The following is a 17,060-nucleotide window of genomic DNA, read 5'->3' on the forward strand; positions in this document are numbered from 1 at the left end:
GCCCATGCGCGCCCCGATCCCCTCTCGCCTGGTGTCCTGGCTCCTCGCCGCCGTCGCGGGCGCGGTTTTCGGCGTGGCGGGCACGATCTCACACCCCGTGGTCGCGTGGGGGCGGCTGCCGATCGGGTTGATCGCGGGGGGCGCGGGCTGCCTGGCCCTGCTCGTGGCGATCCGGCTCCTCGTCGTGGACCGTGGCGCCGTGCTCGCCGCGGGCCTCGGCATGCTCGCCGCGCTCACGGTGTACTCGGGGGAGGGGCCCGGCGGATCCGTCGTCGTCCCGCAGGCGGCCGAGGGGGAGTTCCCGTTCGGCGTCGTGTGGTCGGTGGCGCTTGCGGGGATCGTCCTCGCCGTCGTCGCGTGGCCGCGGATCCCGCGCGCGTGGGTCGAGGGTCACACGGCGTCACAGTAAGGCGTGCCTTCGGGGCGCGCGGGCCATCCGACGCGTAGAATCGTCGACGTGACTTACGTGATCGCCCTTCCGTGCGTGGACGTCAAAGACCGCGCCTGCATCGATGAGTGTCCGGTCGACTGCATCTACGAGGGCGAGCGCAGCCTCTATATCCACCCCGACGAGTGCGTCGACTGCGGCGCCTGCGAGCCCGTGTGCCCCGTCGAGGCGATCTACTACGAGGACGACCTGCCCGACGAGTGGCAGGACTACTACAAGGCGAACGTCGAGTTCTTCGAGGACGTGGGATCGCCGGGCGGCGCCGCCAAGGTGGGCGTGATCGCGAAGGACCACCCGGTCATCGCGGCGCTTCCTCCCCAGGGCGAGTAGCCGGTGTCGATCAACGACCTCGACGACTACCCCTGGGACGCCGTCGAGCCGTTCCGCGCGAGCGCCGCGGCGCATCCCGGCGGGCTGTGCGATCTGTCGATCGGTTCCCCCGTCGACCCGACGCCCCGCATCATCCGCGACGCGTTGGTCGAGGCCACGGACGCGCACGCGTACCCCGCGACGATGGGATCCGCCGAGCTGCGCGACGCGATCGTGTCGTGGTATGCGCGGCGTCGCGATGTGCCGGGCCTCACCCGCGACAACGTCCTGCCGACCATCGGGTCGAAGGAGCTCGTCGCGCTGCTGCCGACCCTCCTGGGCCTGGGCGAGGGCGACATCGTCGTGCACCCCCGCGCGGCGTACCCGACGTACGCGGTCGGCGCGCAGGTCGCGGGCGCGACGGCCGTCGCCGAGGACGACCCGGCCGCGTGGCCCGCGCGCACGAAGCTCGTCTGGATCAACTCGCCCGGCAACCCCGACGGGCGGGTGTGGGACGTTCCGTCGCTCGCCGCCGCGGTCGAGCGCGCGCGCGAGCTGGGCGCCGTGCTCGCGAGCGACGAGTGCTACGCGGAGCTCGGGTGGGACGCGCCGTGGGACGCGGAGCGGATCCCGAGCGTGCTGGATCCTCGGGTCGCGGGCGCCTCGCGCGCGAACCTCCTCAGCGTGTACTCGCTGAGTAAGCAGTCGAACCTCGCGGGCTACCGCGCCGCGTTCGTCGCCGGGTGCTCCCGCATCGTGGCGGGGCTCCTGAAAAACCGCAAGCACCTCGGCCTCATGCCGCCGGCGCCCGTGCAGCACGCGATGGCGGTCGCGCTCGGCGACGACGCGCACGTCGCGGCGCAGAAGGCGGTCTACCGCGCCCGGCGCGACGTGTTGCGACCGGCTCTGGAGGCGGCGGGCTTCCGCGTTGACGCGAGCGAGGCGGGCCTGTACCTCTGGGTTACCGAGGGCCGGGACGCCTGGGACTCCATGGCGCGCCTGGCCGACCTGGGGATCCTCGTGGGCCCCGGCGTCTTCTACGGCGAGTTCTTCCCGCAGCACGTGCGCGTCTCCCTCACGGCGCCGGACGACAGGGTGCGCGCCGCGGCGGAACGCCTGCGCGCCGTCCGGTCGTAGCGCCTGGCGGATCCCACAGCGCCAGCCGCGGGAAGATTGCCGATTTTCACAGTTGCCGCCGCGGGCCGATAGGCTATGGCGGGACGTGCCGCGGAACCCGCAGGACGTCCCGTAGGTTTCGAATACAAAGCACAAAACGCGAGGAGGCGCCGTGAGCGACGCGGGACACCTGCCCGAAAAGGCCACGCTGACCGTCGGTGACAAGACCGCTGAATTTCCCGTCCTTCCGGCGGTCGACGGCAAGCCCGCGATCGACGTCTCGACGCTGTCGAAGCAGACGGGCTACACGGCCCTCGACTACGGATTCGTGAACACCGCCTCGACGAAGTCGGACATCACCTACATCGACGGCGAGGCGGGGATCCTCCGCTACCGCGGCTACCCGATTGATCAGCTCGCGGAGAACGCGACGTTCCTCGAGGTCGCCTGGCTGCTGATCTACGGTGAGCTGCCGACCGCGGATCAGCTCGCGGAGTTCGACGACAAGATCCGGCACCACACGCTCCTGCACGAGGACCTCAAGCGCTTCTTCTCGGCGCTCCCGTCGGGCGCGCACCCGATGGCGGTGCTGTCGTCCGCGACCTCGGCCCTGTCGACCTATTACGAGTCGCAGTCGGATCCGAACAATCCCGAGCACGTGGAGATGAACATCATCCGCCTGCTCGCGAAGCTCCCCGTCATCGCGGCGTACGCGCACAAGACCTCGAGCGGCCAGGCGTTCCTGTACCCCGACAATTCGCTCGGGTACGTCGAGAACTTCCTTCGCCTGAACTTCGGCGTCATGAGCGAGCCGTACGAGGTCAACCCCGTCATGGCCCGCGCGCTCGAGCGCCTCCTCATCCTGCACGAGGACCACGAGCAGAACGCGTCGACGTCGACGGTGCGCCTGGTCGGATCCACGGGCGCCGATCAGTTCGCCTCCATCTCCGCGGGCATCCAGGCCCTCTCGGGCCCCCTGCACGGCGGCGCAAACGAGGCCGTGCTCAAGATGCTCGCGCAGATTCGCGACTCTGGCGAGGGTGTGGCGCGCTTCGTCGAGCGGGTCAAGAACAAGGAGGAAGGGGTCAAGCTCATGGGCTTCGGCCACCGCGTCTACAAGAACTACGACCCGCGCGCGACGATCGTGAAGCAGTCGGCCGACGAGGTTCTCGCCTCCCTCGGCGTGAGCGACCCGCTGCTCGACATGGCCAAGGAGCTCGAGGAGATCGCGCTCAACGACGACTACTTCCGGTCGCGAAACCTGTACCCCAACGTCGACTTCTACACCGGGGTGATCTACAAGGCGATGGGCTTCCCGACGCGCGTGTTCACCGTGCTGTTCGCGATCGGTCGCCTGCCCGGCTGGCTCGCGCAGTGGCGCGAGCAGAACCTCGACCGCCAGTCGAAGATCGGCCGCCCGCAGCAGCTCTACATCGGCTCTCCGGAGCGCCGCTACCCGGGCGCCTGAGCCCGGCGCGAAACGGCGGCCGCTCCCTGTGAGGGGGGCGGCCGCCGCCTTGTGCGGGTCGGGGCGTTACGCGTGCAGCGTCTCGTTGAGCGTCACGCCCACGCCGCTCCGGCGCCGCGCCTCGATCGCGCCCGACACGGAGTTGCGGATGAACAGTACGCCGCTCGCGCCCGACAGCTCGGCGCCCTTGACCACCTGCGGCGCGCCGTCGGCCGTACGCGGCGCGTCGGCGAGGACGACCTTCGTGCCGGCGGTCACGTAGAGGCCGGCCTCGACCACGCAGTCGTCGCCCAGGGAGATACCGATGCCCGCGTTCGCGCCGAGGAGGGTGCGCTCCCCGATGCGCACGCGGTGCGCGCCGCCGCCCGACAGCGTGCCCATGATCGAGGCCCCGCCGCCGATGTCGGATCCGTTCCCCACGACGACGCCCTGGGAGATCCGGCCCTCGACCATGGACGCGCCGAGCGTGCCGGCGTTGAAGTTCACGAAGCCCTCGTGCATGACGACCGTGCCGGGCGCGAGGTGCGCGCCGAGACGCACGCGCGACGCGTCGGCGATGCGCACGCCCTCGGGGAGGACGTAGTCGGTCAGGCGCGGGAAGCGGTCGACCGCGTAGACCTGGAGCCCCTCGCGTCGGAGCGACGCGAGGCGGGAGGCCGCGACGGCGGCGTCCGCCGGGCCGGCGGACGTCCACGCGACGTTCGGGAGGTGCGCGAACAGGCCGTCCAGGCTGAGGGCGTTGGGCTCGACGAGCAGGTGCGAGAGCACGTGCAGTCGGAGGTACGCGTCGGGCGTCGACGCGACGGCCGCGTCGAGGTCGATCTCGACCTCGACGATCGACATCGTCACGTCGCGGCGGGCGTCGCTGCCGGTGGCGGACTCGAGCGCCGCGCGCGCGGCGGGCACGTCGATCTCGCTCAGGCGCGACAGGGCGGGGGAGGGGAACCAGGTGTCGAGGATCGTGCCGTCGGACGCCGCGGTCGCGAGTCCGACGCCGGAGGCCCAGCGCGTGTCAGTCATGCCCCCAGGCTACCGAGGTCGAGCCGTCCGCCGCGCGCCGCCTAGGCTGGGGGCATGCTCGACCTCACCGCCAGCTCCGCCGACATCACCCGTGCCCTCTGCGACGTCCCGAGCGTGTCGGGCGAAGAAGCCGAGCTCGCGGGTCTCATCGAGGCCGCCGTGCGGCCCCTGGCGCACCTCGACGTCGTGCGCGACGGCAACGCGATCATCGCGCGCACGCGCCTCGGACGCGAGCGGCGGGTCGTGATCGCCGGGCACATCGACACCGTGCCGATCCACGACAACGTGCCCACGCGCCTCATCCAGGAGGACGGGGACGACGTCATCTGGGGCCGCGGCACGGTCGACATGAAGGCGGGCGTCGCGGTTCAGCTGCGGCTGGCGGCGGAGCTGACCGACCCCGCGGTCGACATCACGTGGGTCTGGTACGACCTCGAGGAGGTCGAGGCCGTGCGCAACGGCCTCGGTCGCATCGCGCGCGAGCGTCCCGAACTCCTCGCGGGCGACTTCGCCATCCTCGGCGAGCCCTCGAACGGATCCGTCGAGGGCGGCTGCAACGGGACGCTGCGCGCTGTCGTGCGCACGGAGGGGATGCGCGCGCACAGCGCGCGCTGGTGGATGGGGGAGAACGCCATCCATCACGCGGCGGCCATCCTCGAGCGCCTCCAGTCGTATTCGGCGCGGACGATCGACGTCGAGGGCCTCGCCTATCGCGAGGGCCTCAGCGCGGTCCGGATCTCCGGCGGCGTCGCCGGCAACGTCATCCCGGACGCGTGCGAGGTCGAGGTCAACTATCGGTTCGCGCCCAGCGCCTCCGGCGAGGAGGCGGTCGCCTACGTGCGCCGCGTGTTCGAGGGCTTCGAGGTCGAGATCACCGACCTGTCGCCGGGGGCGCGCCCCGGGCTCGACGCGCCGCTCGCCCGCGCCTTCGTCGAGGCGACCGGCGGCGTGGCGACGCCCAAGTACGGCTGGACCGACGTCGCCCGCTTCAGCGAGCTCGGGATCCCCGCGGTCAACTACGGGCCGGGAGACGCGCAGCTCGCGCATCACGACGAGGAGCGCGTGCCCGTCGCTCAGATCGACGCCGTCGAGCGGGGCCTCAGGGCGTGGTTGACCGCCCGCTGACGCGGAGGCTCGGATCGCGCCTAGCGGCCCTCTCCGCCGCCGGCCGGATCGCCCTCCTCTACGCGGCCGCGCGGGTCGTCACGACGCTGTGTGCGCTCGCGAGCGCGGCGCTCGCGCCGGCGAACGGGCGCCACGGCCCGGACCCGTCCCTCCTCGACTACATCGTCGGGTGGGACGGCGCGTGGTACCGGGAGATCGCGCTGAACGGGTATCCCGCGACGCTGCCGGTGGACGACGCCGGGGTCGTGCAGCAGAACGCGTGGGCCTTCCTGCCCGTTTTTCCGTCCCTCGCGCGGGCGCTTGCCGCCCTCGTGCCGGGGGCCGGATGGGGTTCCGAGGACGTGTGGGCCGTGGCGGACGCGTGGGCGGTGGCGGCGGCCCTCGTCGCGCTCGTGGCGGGCTACGCGGCCTGCCTGGGCCTGTACCACTTGTTCGCGCCCGCGGTCGGCTCGACGCGGGCGACGTGGGGCGTGGCGTTCGTCGCGGCGGGCCCGCTCGGCTTCCTGTTCCAGGTGGCCTACGCCGAGTCCCTCTTCCTCGCGCTCATCGTCTGGGCGCTCGTGGCGCTCCGAGCGGGGCGCTGGGGCCCGCTCTATGTGCTCGTGCCCGCCGCGGCGTTCACGCGGCCCGGGGAGCTCGCGCTGGCGCTCACGCTCGGCGCGTACGGCGTCTGGCGGTTCGCGATCCGGCGTCGTCGGCGCCTGCGCGCGGCGGAGGTCGGGCACACCCTCGCGCTCGGCGCGATCGGGACGGCCGCCGGATTCGCGTGGCCGCTCGTGGCCGCGCTGGCGACGGGCAGCGGATCCGCGTACTTCGACACCGAGCTCGCGTGGCGCCGGGGCTGGGTCGGCGCGGAGGCGTCCGGGTTCGTGCCCGGCGAGGGGTGGGCGCAGGCCGCCCCGATCTGGGCGGGCCTGTGGGGCGTGCCCGCCTGGCTCCTCCTGGGCCTCGCGATCGCCGTCGCCGCCGCGACCGCCATCGCGCTCTTCCTCCCGCCCGCTCGCGCGCTGGGGCCGGAGGCGCGCCTGTGGTGCGCCAGCTACGCCCTGTACCTCGTGCTCGTCCTCTTCCCGCAATCGAGCGTCATCCGCCTGCTCCTCCCGCTCGCGCCGCTCGCGGTGCTGCCCGCCGCGCTCCCGCGCGCGGGTCGCGTCGCGGCGCTGTGCGCCGGCCTCGCGGCGCAATTCTGGTGGATCCACGCCATGTACGGGTGGGGGAATACGTTCTACCTCGTCCCCTGATGCGCGGCCGCGCCAGCCGGACACGGCGCCCGCAGGCGCGCGGGGGCACGGCCAGCGAACGATAAGATGGGGGAGACCACTTACGGAAGGGGAGCCACCAATGGCTGCTATGAAGCCGCGCACCGGAGACGGGCCCATGGAGGCCGTCAAGGAGGGGCGCCTCATCATCGTCCGCGTTCCGCTCGAGGGCGGGGGGCGTCTCGTCGTCTCCGTCAACGACGAGGAGGCGAAGGAGCTCCACAGCGTGCTGGGCGCCGCCGTGGACGCAGCCTGAGCTGTTTCGCACTGGGAAAGGGCCGGATCCTCTGCTCGAGGATCCGGCCCTTTTGTGCGCCCGTCAGCGGGCGAGACGCGTCTCGGTCGTGGTGGTGATCTGCAACAGACCCTCTGCGGCGGGCGAGAGCGCGGCAATGACGCCGGTCGCGCCGAGCGTCTCCGCGATGAGGGCGCGCATGTCGGCCGTGTGCGCATCGCGCGCCACCGGATCCGCGACCCGGCCGCCCGCGAGCGCGCGCGGCACGAGGACGGTGCCGCCGGCCCGCGCCAGCCGGAGCGCGTGCGCGACGTCGTCCATGACGGTGGCGGGATCGCCGTCGACGAGCACGATGTCGTATGCGCCTTCGTTCATGCGGGGGAGCACGTCGGCCGATCGCCCCGAGATCGTCCGCGCCCGAGCCGCGGGCACGCCCGCGAACGAGAACGCATCGCGAGCCGCGGCGAGGTGCTCGGGCTCCTTGTCGATCGTGGTGAGCACGGCGCTCGGCGCGCCGTGCAGCAGCCAGAGCCCGGACACGCCGGCGCCCGTGCCGACCTCGATGATCGCGGACGCGCCCGAGGCCGCGGCGATCACGGCGCACTGCGCGCCGACGGCGGGGCTGACAGGAGCCGCGCCCAGCTCGAGCGCGTGCTGACGCGCGCGGGCGATGTGGTCGGGCTCGATGACGGCCTCGCGGACGAATCGGGCGATGGCGCTGTCATTCATGATCCCCAGCCTAGGACGCTGCGGGGAAACGTCGCTCACAGGCCGCGCCGGGCGGGGGCAGTAATCTGGAGGGCATGTTCAACGGGTTCGCGATCGAAAAGATCATTATCATCGCGGTCATCGCCGCGATCGTGATCGGACCCGAGCGCCTCCCGCAGGCCGCGGAGTGGCTGGCGCGCGCCGTGCGCCGCACGAAGGAATACGTCCAGAGCGCGCGTACCCGCGTCGAGAGCGAGATGGGCGAGGACTTCTCCGAAGTCGACTGGCAAAAGCTCGATCCGCGGCAATACGACCCGCGCCGGATCATTCGCGAGGCGCTCCTGGAGGACGACGCGCCCGCGTCCGCGCGTCCCGCCGCCGTCATCGCGCCCCCGCGGACCGACCCGCTCGTGGCGACGGTGTTCTCTTCCGAGGAGCCCCCGCCGTTCGACGACGAGGCGACCTGACCGCAGCGCCCTCAGGCGGTCGCGACGGGCAGCTTTCGCCCCGCGAGCCGGCGGCCCCCCGACGCGATGCGCGCCGCGAGCGACTCGATCGCTCGCGCCGCGGCGTCGTCCGGGTGCGACACGACGACGGGCTCCCCGGCGTCGCCGGCCTCACGCAGGGCGGGGCTGAGGGGGATGGAGGCGAGGACCTTGACGGCCTCCTCCACGCCCTCGGAGAGAGCGCGCGCGACCTCGCCGCCGCCGCCGGACCCGAACAGGTCGAGCGTCGTTCCGTCCGGGAGCGGCATGGCCGCCATGTTCTCGACGACCCCGACGACGCGCTGTCCGACCTGGCGCGCGACGAGGCCCGAGCGGATCGCGACGTCGCTGGCCGCCGCCTGGGGCGTGGTGACGACGAGGACCTCGGCGCCCGGGAGGAGATGCCCGGCCGAGATGGCGATGTCGCCGGTCCCCGGCGGCATGTCGAGGAGCAGGACGTCCAGGTCGCCGAAATAGACGTCGGTGAGGAACTGCTCGAGCGTGCGATGCAGCATGGGCCCGCGCCACATCACGGCGCCCGGGGAGGATCCGTCCGACTGCTTCAGGAACATGCCGATCGAGATCGTCTTCACGTCGTGCGCGACGGGCGGCAGGATCATGTCGCCGACCTGGGTGGGGGAGGGCGCCTCGCCGTCCCGGACGAGGCCGAGGAGCTGTGGGATCGAGAACCCGTGTACGTCGGCGTCGACCAGGCCGACCTTCAGCCCGAGGCGGGCCAGCGCCACCGCGAGGTTCGCCGTGACCGTGGACTTGCCGACGCCGCCCTTGCCGCTCGTGACCGCGATCACACGGGTGAGCGTGCCCTCGCCGAAGGGGTTGCGGCGCCCCGGGCCCTTCAGGCGGTCCGTGAGCGCCTTGCGCTCGGCGGGCGTCATAACCCCGACGTCGATCGTGACGGATCCGCCGGGCGCCGCCGACTCGGCGGCCGAGCGCACGTCCCGCTCGATCCGGTCCGCGGCGGGGCAACCCGCGATCGTGAGCGCGATCTCGACCCGCACGTCGTCGCCGGCGGCGGTCACGCCGCGCACCATGTCGAGCTCGGACAGCGGCCGGCGCAGCTCCGGATCCGTGACGCGGCCGACGGCCGCGCGGACGCGGTCGGCGAGGGGAGAGTCCGTCACGCGTCGTCCTTCCTGCGGCGATGCGGCGCGTCGAGCTCGCGGAGCGTCTTCTCGAGCGCCTCCAGCGTGAGGCGCACCGACGCGATCTCGCGGGCGAGATACTCCGTGTCGGCGAGGTTGCGCTCGGCGCGCTGGCGGTCCTGTTCCAGGGCCACCCGGTCACGGTCGTCCTGGCGGTTCTGCGCCAGGAGGATCAGGGGCGCGGCGTAGGACGCCTGCAACGACAGCAGCAGCGTGAGCGCCGTGAACCCGATCGCGGCGGAGTCGAATCGCCACTCCAGCGGCGCGATCGTGTTCCAGGCCATCCACGCCGCACAGAACAGCGTGAGGATCACGAGGAACCAGGGCGTTCCCATCGCCCGCGCGACCCACTCGGTCGCGCGCCCGAAACGATCGCTGGTGCGCGGCGCGTCGTCGCCGAGCGCCGGCCGGCGCCCGCGCGCGAATCCGCGGTCCTGCGGCGCGGCCATCACGCACGCTCCGTTCGAATCGCGCCGGTGGCGGTCGCCGGGAGGGGATCGTCCTCGTCGTGCGAACGCCAGTCGTCGGGGAGGAGGAAGTCGAGCATGTCATCGACGGTGACGGCGCCGAGCAGGCGGTGCGCGGGGTCGGCGACCGGCATCGAGACGAGGTCGTAGCTCGCGAGCCGCCGCGCGACCTCGGCCGCCGGCGCCGTGGCCTGCACGGGCTCGAGCGAGTCGTCGAGGATCGCGCCGATGCGCTCGTGCGGCGGGTAGCGCAGCATGCGCTGGAAGTGTACGGCGCCGAGGTAGCGGCCCGTCGGGGTCTCGTAGGGCGGGAGCGTGACGTAGACGCTCGCGGCCAGCGCGGGGTGCAGCTCGTGGCGGCGGATGTGGGCCAACGCCTCGGCGATCGTCGCGTCGGCGGGCAGGATCAGCGGCTCCGTGGTCATCAGACCGCCGGCCGTGTCGGATCCGTATCGCAGGATGAGGCGCACATCGTCCGCCTCGTCCGGCTCCATCATCTGGAGGAGCTCCTCGCTGCGCTCGTCGCTCAGCTCGGCCAGGACGTCCGCGGCATCGTCGGGGTCCATCGCGTCGAGCACGTCGGCGGCGCGCTCGTCGCCGATCGCCTCCAGGATCTGCACCTGCTCCTCCTCGGGCATTTCCTCGAGGGCGTCGGCGAGACGCGCGTCGCTGAGTTCCGCGACCACCTCGATCATGCGTTCGGTCGGCAGGTCGAGCAGCGTGTTGGCGAGGTCCGCGGGGCGCAGCTCCGCGAAGCTCTGCGCGAGATGCTCGGCCGACTGTGCCTCGCCGGGAGCCTTCTGCTCGATCACCTCGGCCCACCGCGCGAAGGTCGTCGGGCCCTTGGAGAACGGGGATCCGCTCGTGCGGGGCCGCCGCAGGAAGAGCTGGGAGACGGACCACTCGCCGATGCGGCTCGGCTCGATTCCGACGTCCTCGATCGTGGCGGATCCCTCGCCGGAGCGGAGCTCGACCCGCCTGCCGATGATCTCGGCCATGATGCGCCGTTCGTCGGCCCGCGGCTGGAAGCGACGCACGTTGATGAGCCCCGTCGTGATGACCTGGCCCTGCGCGATCGACGTCACGCGGCCGATCGAGACGAAGACCTGTCTGCGGCCCGGGATCTCGAGGACGAGGCCGATCACGCGCGGCGCGCCGGCGCTGCGATAGACGACCACGACGTCGCGGACCTTGCCCAGGCGGTCGCCCGCCGGGTCGAAGACGGGGCACCCGGCCAGGCGCCCGACGAAAACCCTCTGCGTGCTCACCAGGCCAGCGTAACGGCGTGAGCCGCGGATCCGCTCCGGTCCCGTCGCGCGCCCCGCGCCGTTCGCCCAGAGCGCGATCGCGTCGTGGGCCGCGCACGCCGTGGGACAATCGCCTCATGACCATGATGAACGCGCGCGGCCGCACGCCCGAGGTCGGCGAGACAGTCGCCACCTTCACCACGTACGAGGGTGCGCAGAAGGCCGTGTCGATGCTCATCGAGAACAGCGTGCCGGCGCGGGACATCGCGATTGTCGGCACGGCACTGCGCTCGGTCGAGAAGGTCACGGGGCGCCTCGGCTGGGCGCAGTCGGCGTGGCAGGGCGCGCTCAACGGCGTCATGCTCGGCCTGCTGTTCGCGGCGTTTACCGTGATCTGGGTGCCGGACGTGCCGCTCGCGACCATGGGCGGCGTCATTCTCATCGGCGTGGGGCTCGGGATGCTCTTTCGGCTCCTGAGCTATTCGATCGTGCGGCGCCGGCGCGACTTCGCGAGCGTCATGACGGTCGCCGCGGACCACTACGAGGTGGCCGTGTCCGCGCCGCAGGTGGCCGAGTCCCGGCGCCTCCTCGGCACGACGAAACGCCCCCGGACGGTCGTCGCGCAGCCGGGCTCCACGGAGCCGCCGCGCTACGGGATCCGCCTGAGCGATCAGCAGACCGATCAGGCCCATGCGCCCGCCGCCGACGAGGCGATCCCGCCGGCCACACGCGAGACGCCGCCCGCGCCGGAGGCGCAGGCGGCGAGCGACGCGGGCGGCGACGGCGCAGACCGGGGCGCGCCGGATCAGCCGCGGGACTGAGCCAGCCAGGCCTCGATCTCGTCGGCCGTGCGCGGGATGCCGGCCGAGAGGTTCACGGGGCCGTCCTCGGTCATAAGGATGTCGTCCTCGATCCGCACGCCGATGCCGCGGTACTCGGCCGGTACGGTCTCGTCGTCGATCTGGAAGTACAGCCCCGGCTCGATCGTGAACACCATGCCCGGCTCGACGACGCCCTCGTAGTACATCTCGCGGCGCGCCTGCGCGCAGTCGTGCACGTCGAGGCCGAGGTGGTGGCTCGTGCCGTGCACCATGTACCGGCGCTGGTGGCCGCCGCGGTCGGCGTCGAGCGCCTCCTGGGCGCTCACGGGCAGCAGCCCCCATTCGGCCGTGCGGCGCGCGATGACGTCCATGGCCGTGTCGTGCAGCTCGCGGAAGCGCATCCCCGGGCGGGCGGCGGCGAACGCGGCGTCGGCGGCCTCGCGGACGGCCTCATAGATTCGGCGCTGGATCGGCGTGAACGTGCCGCTGACGGGCAGGGTGCGCGTGATGTCGGCGGTGTAGAGGCTGTCGACCTCGACGCCGGCGTCAACGAGGATGAGGTCGCCCGGCAGGACGGCGCCGTCGTTGCGGGTCCAGTGCAGGTAGCACGCGTGGGGGCCGGAGGCGGCGATCGTGTCGTACCCCTCCCAGTTGCCGTCGCTGCGGGCGCGCAGGTGGAACACCCCCTCGACGACCCGCTCGCCGCGCGGGTGCTCGACGATGCGCGGCAGCTCGCGCACGATGTCGTCAAAGCCGCGGGCCGTCGTGTCCACCGCGAGCTGCAGCTGCTCGATCTCGTACGCGTCCTTGACGAGGCGCAGCTCCGAGACCGCGCTCGTGAGCCCGTCGTGCTCGCCGACGACGAGATCGTCGGGCGTGCGCTCGAGGGTATCGAGCGGCGCGGTCGCGATGCCGAGATCGGCGGCGACGGCGGCCAGCGAGGGACGCGGGCCGACCCAGAACTCGCCGATCGTCGCGTCGCGATAGAACTCCTCGGTCTCGCGCGTCGCGCGGTCCCGCAGGAACAGCGTCACGTCGTGGCCGGATCCGGCCGGCTCGAACAGGAGCACGGAGTCCGCGACGGCGTCGGATCCCCACCCCGTGAGGTGGGCGAACGCGGAGTGCGCGCGGAACGGGAAGTCGGTGTCGTTGCTGCGCTGGGCGAACCCTCCGGCGGGGATCACGAGGCGCTTTCCGGCGAACTGCGCGCTGAGGGCGGCGCGCCGCGCGAGCGCGAAGGGCGCCTGGGGCCGCTCGGGGGGCAGCGTCTCGTCGCGCGCGGCCCAGCCGGTTCCGATCGTGTCGAGGAATCCCTGGGGGTAGGGCTGACGGCGGTTGGTGTTGGTATCCGCGCCGTCTTCGGTCTTCTGATCCGTGGACGTCATCTGTCCAGTCTCTCACCGGCCGGAGCGCCCGCGCCCGGTCAGCTCGCGGGTTCGAGCTGCACGACGAGCGGCCGGTGGTCGCTACCCGCGTCGTCGAGGGTCGTGAGCACGACGGATCCCGTCGTCTCCCACGCGTCGGACGCCATGACGTGGTCGATCGGCGCGCCGAGGATCGAGGGCACGCTCGCGGGCCAGGTGCCGACGGCGCCGTTGCCCGTCGCGGCGGCGGAGTCGGTGCACCAGCCCATGTCGTGGCCCGACTCGCCGAGGCCGGCCATGTTGTCGAGCGTGGCGTTGAAGTCGCCGGCGAGGATGACGTTGCCGTCGACGCACTGGTCGGCCAGCCATCGCAGGTCGCTGCGCCACGCGCTCATGTACTGCGGCTGCGGGGCGACTGCGTGCGCCGCGACGATGATGGGCCCGTCCCCGGACACGGGCATGGCGACGGCGGTCGGGAGCATCGTCGTCCCGTCGTCGGAGGCGTCGATGACCGAGTAGTCGCCGAGCTCCGGGGAGATGAGGATGGTCGTTTGCCACGCCTGGGGCCCCAGCTCGACCTCCTCGTTGTAGGTCTCGTTGTGCACCCACATAGGCTGTCCGAGGTCGCGCATGAGGACGGCGACCTCCTCGCCCACGCCCTCCGCGGTCTCGGGGAGGACGACGATGTCGGCCTCGATCGCGGCCGCGGTCTGCGCGATGGTGTCCGCCCCGGCCGCGTTGCCGGCCGTGTTCCACGTCATCACCCGGATGCTCGCCTCGGTCTTGTCCGGCAGCGACGCGGATCCGTAGCCGCGCAGGCCGAGTGTCACGCCGCCGCAGATCGCGCCGACGACGCAGGCGAAGGCCATCGAGAGGGCGAACCCCCGCAGCCGCCGCGCGGCGGCAAGCAGGAGGAAGAGGACCGAGAGGGCGGCGAGCACGGCGACGGTCCCGCCGCGGAGCGCCGCCAGCTGCGCGAACGGGAGGGTTCTTTCCAGCTCGAAGAAGTGCGGCCACGTCACGACGGCGACGGCGCACGCAAAAAGAACCGTGATGAGGATTCCCAGCCAGCGCAGCACGCTCGCGACACTACGCACGGCGCCTGGGAATATCCGCATTCCGCCTCGTCTCACGCGAACGCCGCCGGGGGCCGGCGCATGCCCGGCCCCCGGCGGCGTCCGGCGGCGCTACGCGCCCTGCTGGGTCTGGCCCGAGGAGCGCCGGCGCCGCCGACGGCGGCGCGCCGCGGCGGGCTTGCCGTCGTGGTGCTCCTTGCCCTCGCCGTCGTGCGTGCCCTCGCCCGGGCCCTTCTGCGCGCGCTCGCCGTCGCCCGCCTCGGGCGACCGCGGGCGGCGCCGCGATCGCGACTCGCCGCGCGGACGCTCGTCGGACTTCTTCTCCGGGGCGTCGACGATCCGGCCCTTCGTCCCCTCCGGGATGTTCAGATCGGTGTACAGGTGCGGGCTCGTGGAGTACGTCTCGACCGGCTCGGGCTGACCGAAGTCCAGCGCGCGGTTGATGAGCGCCCACTTGTGCAGGTCGTCCCAGTCCACGAACGTCACGGCCGTGCCCTCGCGGCCCGCGCGACCGGTGCGCCCCGCACGGTGGAGGTACGTCTTCTCGTCGTCGGGGATCGTGTGGTTGATCACGTGGGTGACGTCGTTGACGTCGATGCCGCGCGCGGCGACGTCGGTCGCCACGAGGACATCCCGCTTGCCCGCCTTGAACGCGGCCATCGAACGCTCGCGCTGCTCCTGTCCCATGTCGCCGTGCACCCCGCCCACGCTGAAGCCCCGGTCGCCGAGCTCGTCGACGAGGCGCTGCGCCGCGCGCTTCGTGCGCGTGAAAATCACGGTCTTGCCGCGGCCCTCGGCCTGCAGGATCCGCCCGATGACCTCGTCCTTGTCGAGCTGGTGCGCGCGGTAGATGACGTGGCGGATGTTGGCCTGGGTGAGGCCCTCGTCGGGGTCTGAGGCGCGAATGTGAATGGGGCTCGACATGAACCGGCGCGCCAGCGCGACGATCGGGCCGGGCATCGTCGCGCTGAACAGCTGCGTGTGGCGCTGCGGCGCGACCTTCTGGAAGATCTTCTCGATGTCCGCGAGGAACCCGAGGTCCAGCATCTTGTCGGCCTCGTCGAGCACGACCTCGGTGGCGTTCGAGAGGTCGAGGAGGCGCTGGTTCGCGAGGTCGATCAGGCGGCCGGGCGTGCCCACGACGATCTGGGCGCCCGCGCGCAGCTGCTCGATCTGTCCCTCGTAGGCCTTGCCGCCGTAGATCGCCACGACACTCGTCGGCCTGCCCCGCGTGAGCAGGTCCATGTCCTCGAAGACCTGCGTCGCGAGCTCGCGCGTCGGGACGACGATGAGGGCCTTGACGCCCGGTGCCGGATCCGCGCCGAGGCGCTGGACGACCGGGATGCCGAACCCGAAGGTCTTGCCCGTACCCGTCTTCGCCTGGCCGATGACGTCCTGGCCGGGGAGGGAGATCGGAATCGTCTGCTCCTGGATGGGGAACGCGTCCTGGATTCCCTTGTCCGCGAGGACGTCGACGATGTCCTGATCGACCCCGAGGTCTGAGAACGATGTCATGTGCGGTTGTCGCCTGTCTCGGCGGTGCGGCGCGCCTGCCGCGCGCGGCGACCGCCGCCGTGATGGTCCACGCCCCGTTCGTCACTGCCACAGGCGCGGTGCCCCGGGCCGTTGCCGGGTCCGGACCAGCCTACCGCGAGGTCGTTCGCGGGCGGATCCTCGCGGTGCCGGAGGATAGGATCCTTCGCGTGGTCAACTGGTTCTTCTGGCGACGCCCGCGCCCGGTCCGGCGCCTGCGCCTGCGCGCACGGGGCGAGGCCGGCGACGCCGTGCGCGTGGACTTCGCCGAGCTCGCGCCCGACGTCGAGGTGTTTCTCGGCCAGGCCGCGTACCTGCAGCTGGGCTATTTCGAGACGCTCACGCGCCTGATTCGGCGCACGCCCGACCTCGACGAGAAGGACGCGCTCTCGCGGGCGGCGGGAGCCGCGCTGAGCAAGCACCGCGCGCTCGTCGACCTCGTCCGCGAGCGGGGGCTCGATCCGGCCGAGACCATGCGCCCCTTCCAGGCGCCGCTCGACGCGTTCCGCGGGAAGACGCTCGGCGCGCGCCCGCGGGAGACCATGCTGACCGTCCATATCACGGCGGGCATGCTGGACGACTTCTATCTCGCGCTCGCGTCGAGCTACGGCGAAACCGGTCGCCGCGCGGCGCGCATCCTCCGCGCGGACCCGGATCGCGACCAGCTCACGCGCCTGCTCGGCGCGACGATCGAGTCCGATTCCGAGATGCGCGGGCTGCTGTCTATGTGGGCGCGGCGCCTCGTGGGGGACACGCTCCTGGTGGCGCGCGGCGCGCTTCGGCCGACGCGGCTCGACGTGGAAGACGAGCAGCGCGTCGAACCCGTGTTCACGGCCTTGCTCCAGGCGCACTCGCGGCGGATGGGCGACCTCGGCCTCGCCGCGTAGGGCGGCGCCTCGTCAGGCGACGAAGCCGACGCGCCGGGTCTCCTCGACGCCGACCTCGACGAACGCGAGCGCGGAGGACGGGACCACATAGGTGCGTCCCTTGACGTCCGAGAACGACACGGCGGATCCGGAGGAAATCGCGTCCGCGACCTTCTTCTCGATGTCCGACGCGGTCTCGTTCGACGAGAACGAGAGCTCGCGGCCGGTGTTCATCATGCCGATGCGAATATCCACGGGTCGTGCCTTTCGTCGCCCTGCCCGCCCCGATCGGGGCGCCTGACCACTCTAGGGCAGGCCCGGCGCCGCGGCGCCCGCGCACGCTGTGGGCG

General features: G+C 72.4%; 19 protein-coding genes. 10 read left to right on the forward strand and 9 right to left on the reverse strand.

Going from position 1 to position 17,060, the window contains the following annotated elements; translation table 11 throughout:
• The first annotated feature begins 4 nt into the window (after positions 1-4).
• The 4 genes from GJQ66_RS01265 (at position 5) to GJQ66_RS01280 (ending at position 3,341) form a co-directional block, all read left to right on the forward strand.
• On the forward strand, positions 5-409 hold the full coding sequence (locus GJQ66_RS01265; RefSeq protein ID WP_155047533.1) for a histidinol dehydrogenase: 405 nt from the start codon (positions 5-7) through the stop codon (positions 407-409).
• Positions 410-457: 48 nt separating this feature from the next.
• A complete protein-coding gene (fdxA, locus tag GJQ66_RS01270) occupies positions 458-778 on the forward strand; it encodes a ferredoxin (RefSeq protein WP_166318734.1) in 321 nt (106 codons plus the stop codon).
• 3 nt (positions 779-781) lie between these two features.
• Positions 782-1,894: a succinyldiaminopimelate transaminase gene (dapC, locus tag GJQ66_RS01275; RefSeq protein ID WP_368732517.1), complete on the forward strand. Its 1,113-nt coding sequence runs from the start codon at positions 782-784 to the stop codon at positions 1,892-1,894.
• A gap of 151 nt (positions 1,895-2,045) precedes the next feature.
• Positions 2,046-3,341: a citrate synthase gene (locus GJQ66_RS01280; protein ID WP_368732518.1), complete on the forward strand. Its 1,296-nt coding sequence runs from the start codon at positions 2,046-2,048 to the stop codon at positions 3,339-3,341.
• 66 nt (positions 3,342-3,407) lie between these two features.
• Here the strand turns inward: GJQ66_RS01280 and dapD are convergent, their stop codons facing one another.
• Positions 3,408-4,361 (reverse strand): 2,3,4,5-tetrahydropyridine-2,6-dicarboxylate N-succinyltransferase, encoded by a 954-nt coding sequence (gene dapD, locus GJQ66_RS01285; protein WP_155047534.1) that lies wholly within the window; start codon positions 4,359-4,361, stop codon positions 3,408-3,410.
• A gap of 54 nt (positions 4,362-4,415) precedes the next feature.
• Here dapD and dapE point away from each other — a divergent pair, with 54 nt between their 5' ends.
• The 3 genes from dapE (at position 4,416) to GJQ66_RS01300 (ending at position 7,001) form a co-directional block, all read left to right on the forward strand.
• The gene (gene dapE / locus GJQ66_RS01290) at positions 4,416-5,486 is read left to right on the forward strand and encodes a succinyl-diaminopimelate desuccinylase (RefSeq protein WP_155047535.1); all 1,071 of its coding nucleotides are present in this window, start codon (positions 4,416-4,418) and stop codon (positions 5,484-5,486) included.
• Positions 5,468-6,727 carry a hypothetical protein gene (locus tag GJQ66_RS01295; RefSeq protein WP_368732519.1) on the forward strand — a complete coding sequence of 420 codons (1,260 nt, stop codon included), beginning with the start codon at positions 5,468-5,470 and terminating at the stop codon, positions 6,725-6,727. Before dapE ends, GJQ66_RS01295 begins: the two co-directional genes overlap by 19 nt.
• Before the next feature lie 100 nt (positions 6,728-6,827).
• On the forward strand, positions 6,828-7,001 hold the full coding sequence (locus GJQ66_RS01300; protein ID WP_155047536.1) for a DUF3117 domain-containing protein: 174 nt from the start codon (positions 6,828-6,830) through the stop codon (positions 6,999-7,001).
• 63 nt (positions 7,002-7,064) lie between these two features.
• Here the strand turns inward: GJQ66_RS01300 and GJQ66_RS01305 are convergent, their stop codons facing one another.
• The gene (locus GJQ66_RS01305) at positions 7,065-7,709 is read right to left on the reverse strand and encodes an O-methyltransferase (RefSeq protein ID WP_155047537.1); all 645 of its coding nucleotides are present in this window, start codon (positions 7,707-7,709) and stop codon (positions 7,065-7,067) included.
• 74 nt (positions 7,710-7,783) lie between these two features.
• Between GJQ66_RS01305 and GJQ66_RS01310 the strand changes: the two genes are divergently transcribed.
• Entirely contained in the window at positions 7,784-8,155 is a 372-nt protein-coding gene (locus GJQ66_RS01310; protein ID WP_155047538.1) for a twin-arginine translocase TatA/TatE family subunit, read from the forward strand.
• 11 nt (positions 8,156-8,166) lie between these two features.
• Here GJQ66_RS01310 and GJQ66_RS01315 read toward each other — a convergent pair whose 3' ends face one another.
• From GJQ66_RS01315 to GJQ66_RS01325, 3 genes are read right to left on the reverse strand one after another with little or no spacing between them, the layout of a single operon-like run.
• A complete protein-coding gene (locus tag GJQ66_RS01315) occupies positions 8,167-9,315 on the reverse strand; it encodes an Mrp/NBP35 family ATP-binding protein (protein ID WP_368732520.1) in 1,149 nt (382 codons plus the stop codon).
• Positions 9,312-9,785, reverse strand: a complete 474-nt coding sequence (locus GJQ66_RS01320; protein ID WP_155047539.1) for a DUF1003 domain-containing protein — start codon at positions 9,783-9,785, stop codon at positions 9,312-9,314. The genes GJQ66_RS01315 and GJQ66_RS01320 overlap by 4 nt, the downstream gene beginning before the upstream one ends.
• Positions 9,785-11,071 (reverse strand): CBS domain-containing protein, encoded by a 1,287-nt coding sequence (locus tag GJQ66_RS01325; RefSeq protein WP_368732521.1) that lies wholly within the window; start codon positions 11,069-11,071, stop codon positions 9,785-9,787. The genes GJQ66_RS01320 and GJQ66_RS01325 overlap by 1 nt, the downstream gene beginning before the upstream one ends.
• A gap of 116 nt (positions 11,072-11,187) precedes the next feature.
• On the opposite strand from GJQ66_RS01325, the gene GJQ66_RS01330 reads away from it, so the two are divergent.
• Complete coding sequence (locus GJQ66_RS01330; protein WP_155047541.1) at positions 11,188-11,871, forward strand: general stress protein; 684 nt, start codon at positions 11,188-11,190, stop codon at positions 11,869-11,871.
• On the opposite strand, the gene GJQ66_RS01335 is transcribed toward GJQ66_RS01330, so the two are convergent.
• The 3 genes from GJQ66_RS01335 to GJQ66_RS01345 form a co-directional block, all read right to left on the reverse strand.
• Positions 11,856-13,256: an aminopeptidase P family protein gene (locus GJQ66_RS01335; protein WP_155047542.1), complete on the reverse strand. Its 1,401-nt coding sequence runs from the start codon at positions 13,254-13,256 to the stop codon at positions 11,856-11,858. The genes GJQ66_RS01330 and GJQ66_RS01335 overlap by 16 nt on opposite strands.
• Positions 13,257-13,294: 38 nt before the next feature.
• The gene (locus GJQ66_RS01340) at positions 13,295-14,353 is read right to left on the reverse strand and encodes an endonuclease/exonuclease/phosphatase family protein (RefSeq protein WP_155047543.1); all 1,059 of its coding nucleotides are present in this window, start codon (positions 14,351-14,353) and stop codon (positions 13,295-13,297) included.
• A 69-nt stretch (positions 14,354-14,422) separates the two neighbouring features.
• Positions 14,423-15,826 carry a DEAD/DEAH box helicase gene (locus GJQ66_RS01345; RefSeq protein WP_155047544.1) on the reverse strand — a complete coding sequence of 468 codons (1,404 nt, stop codon included), beginning with the start codon at positions 15,824-15,826 and terminating at the stop codon, positions 14,423-14,425.
• Here GJQ66_RS01345 and GJQ66_RS01350 point away from each other — a divergent pair.
• Positions 15,820-16,731, forward strand: a complete 912-nt coding sequence (locus GJQ66_RS01350) for a ferritin-like fold-containing protein (protein ID WP_230379190.1) — start codon at positions 15,820-15,822, stop codon at positions 16,729-16,731. The genes GJQ66_RS01345 and GJQ66_RS01350 overlap by 7 nt on opposite strands.
• 12 nt (positions 16,732-16,743) lie before the next feature.
• Here GJQ66_RS01350 and GJQ66_RS01355 read toward each other — a convergent pair whose 3' ends face one another.
• On the reverse strand, positions 16,744-16,965 hold the full coding sequence (locus GJQ66_RS01355) for a DUF3107 domain-containing protein (protein WP_338100775.1): 222 nt from the start codon (positions 16,963-16,965) through the stop codon (positions 16,744-16,746).
• Positions 16,966-17,060: the final 95 nt, after the last annotated feature.

Source organism: Microbacterium sp. ZXX196, assembly GCF_009709595.1.
Lineage (GTDB): Bacteria > Actinomycetota > Actinomycetes > Actinomycetales > Microbacteriaceae > Microbacterium > Microbacterium excoecariae.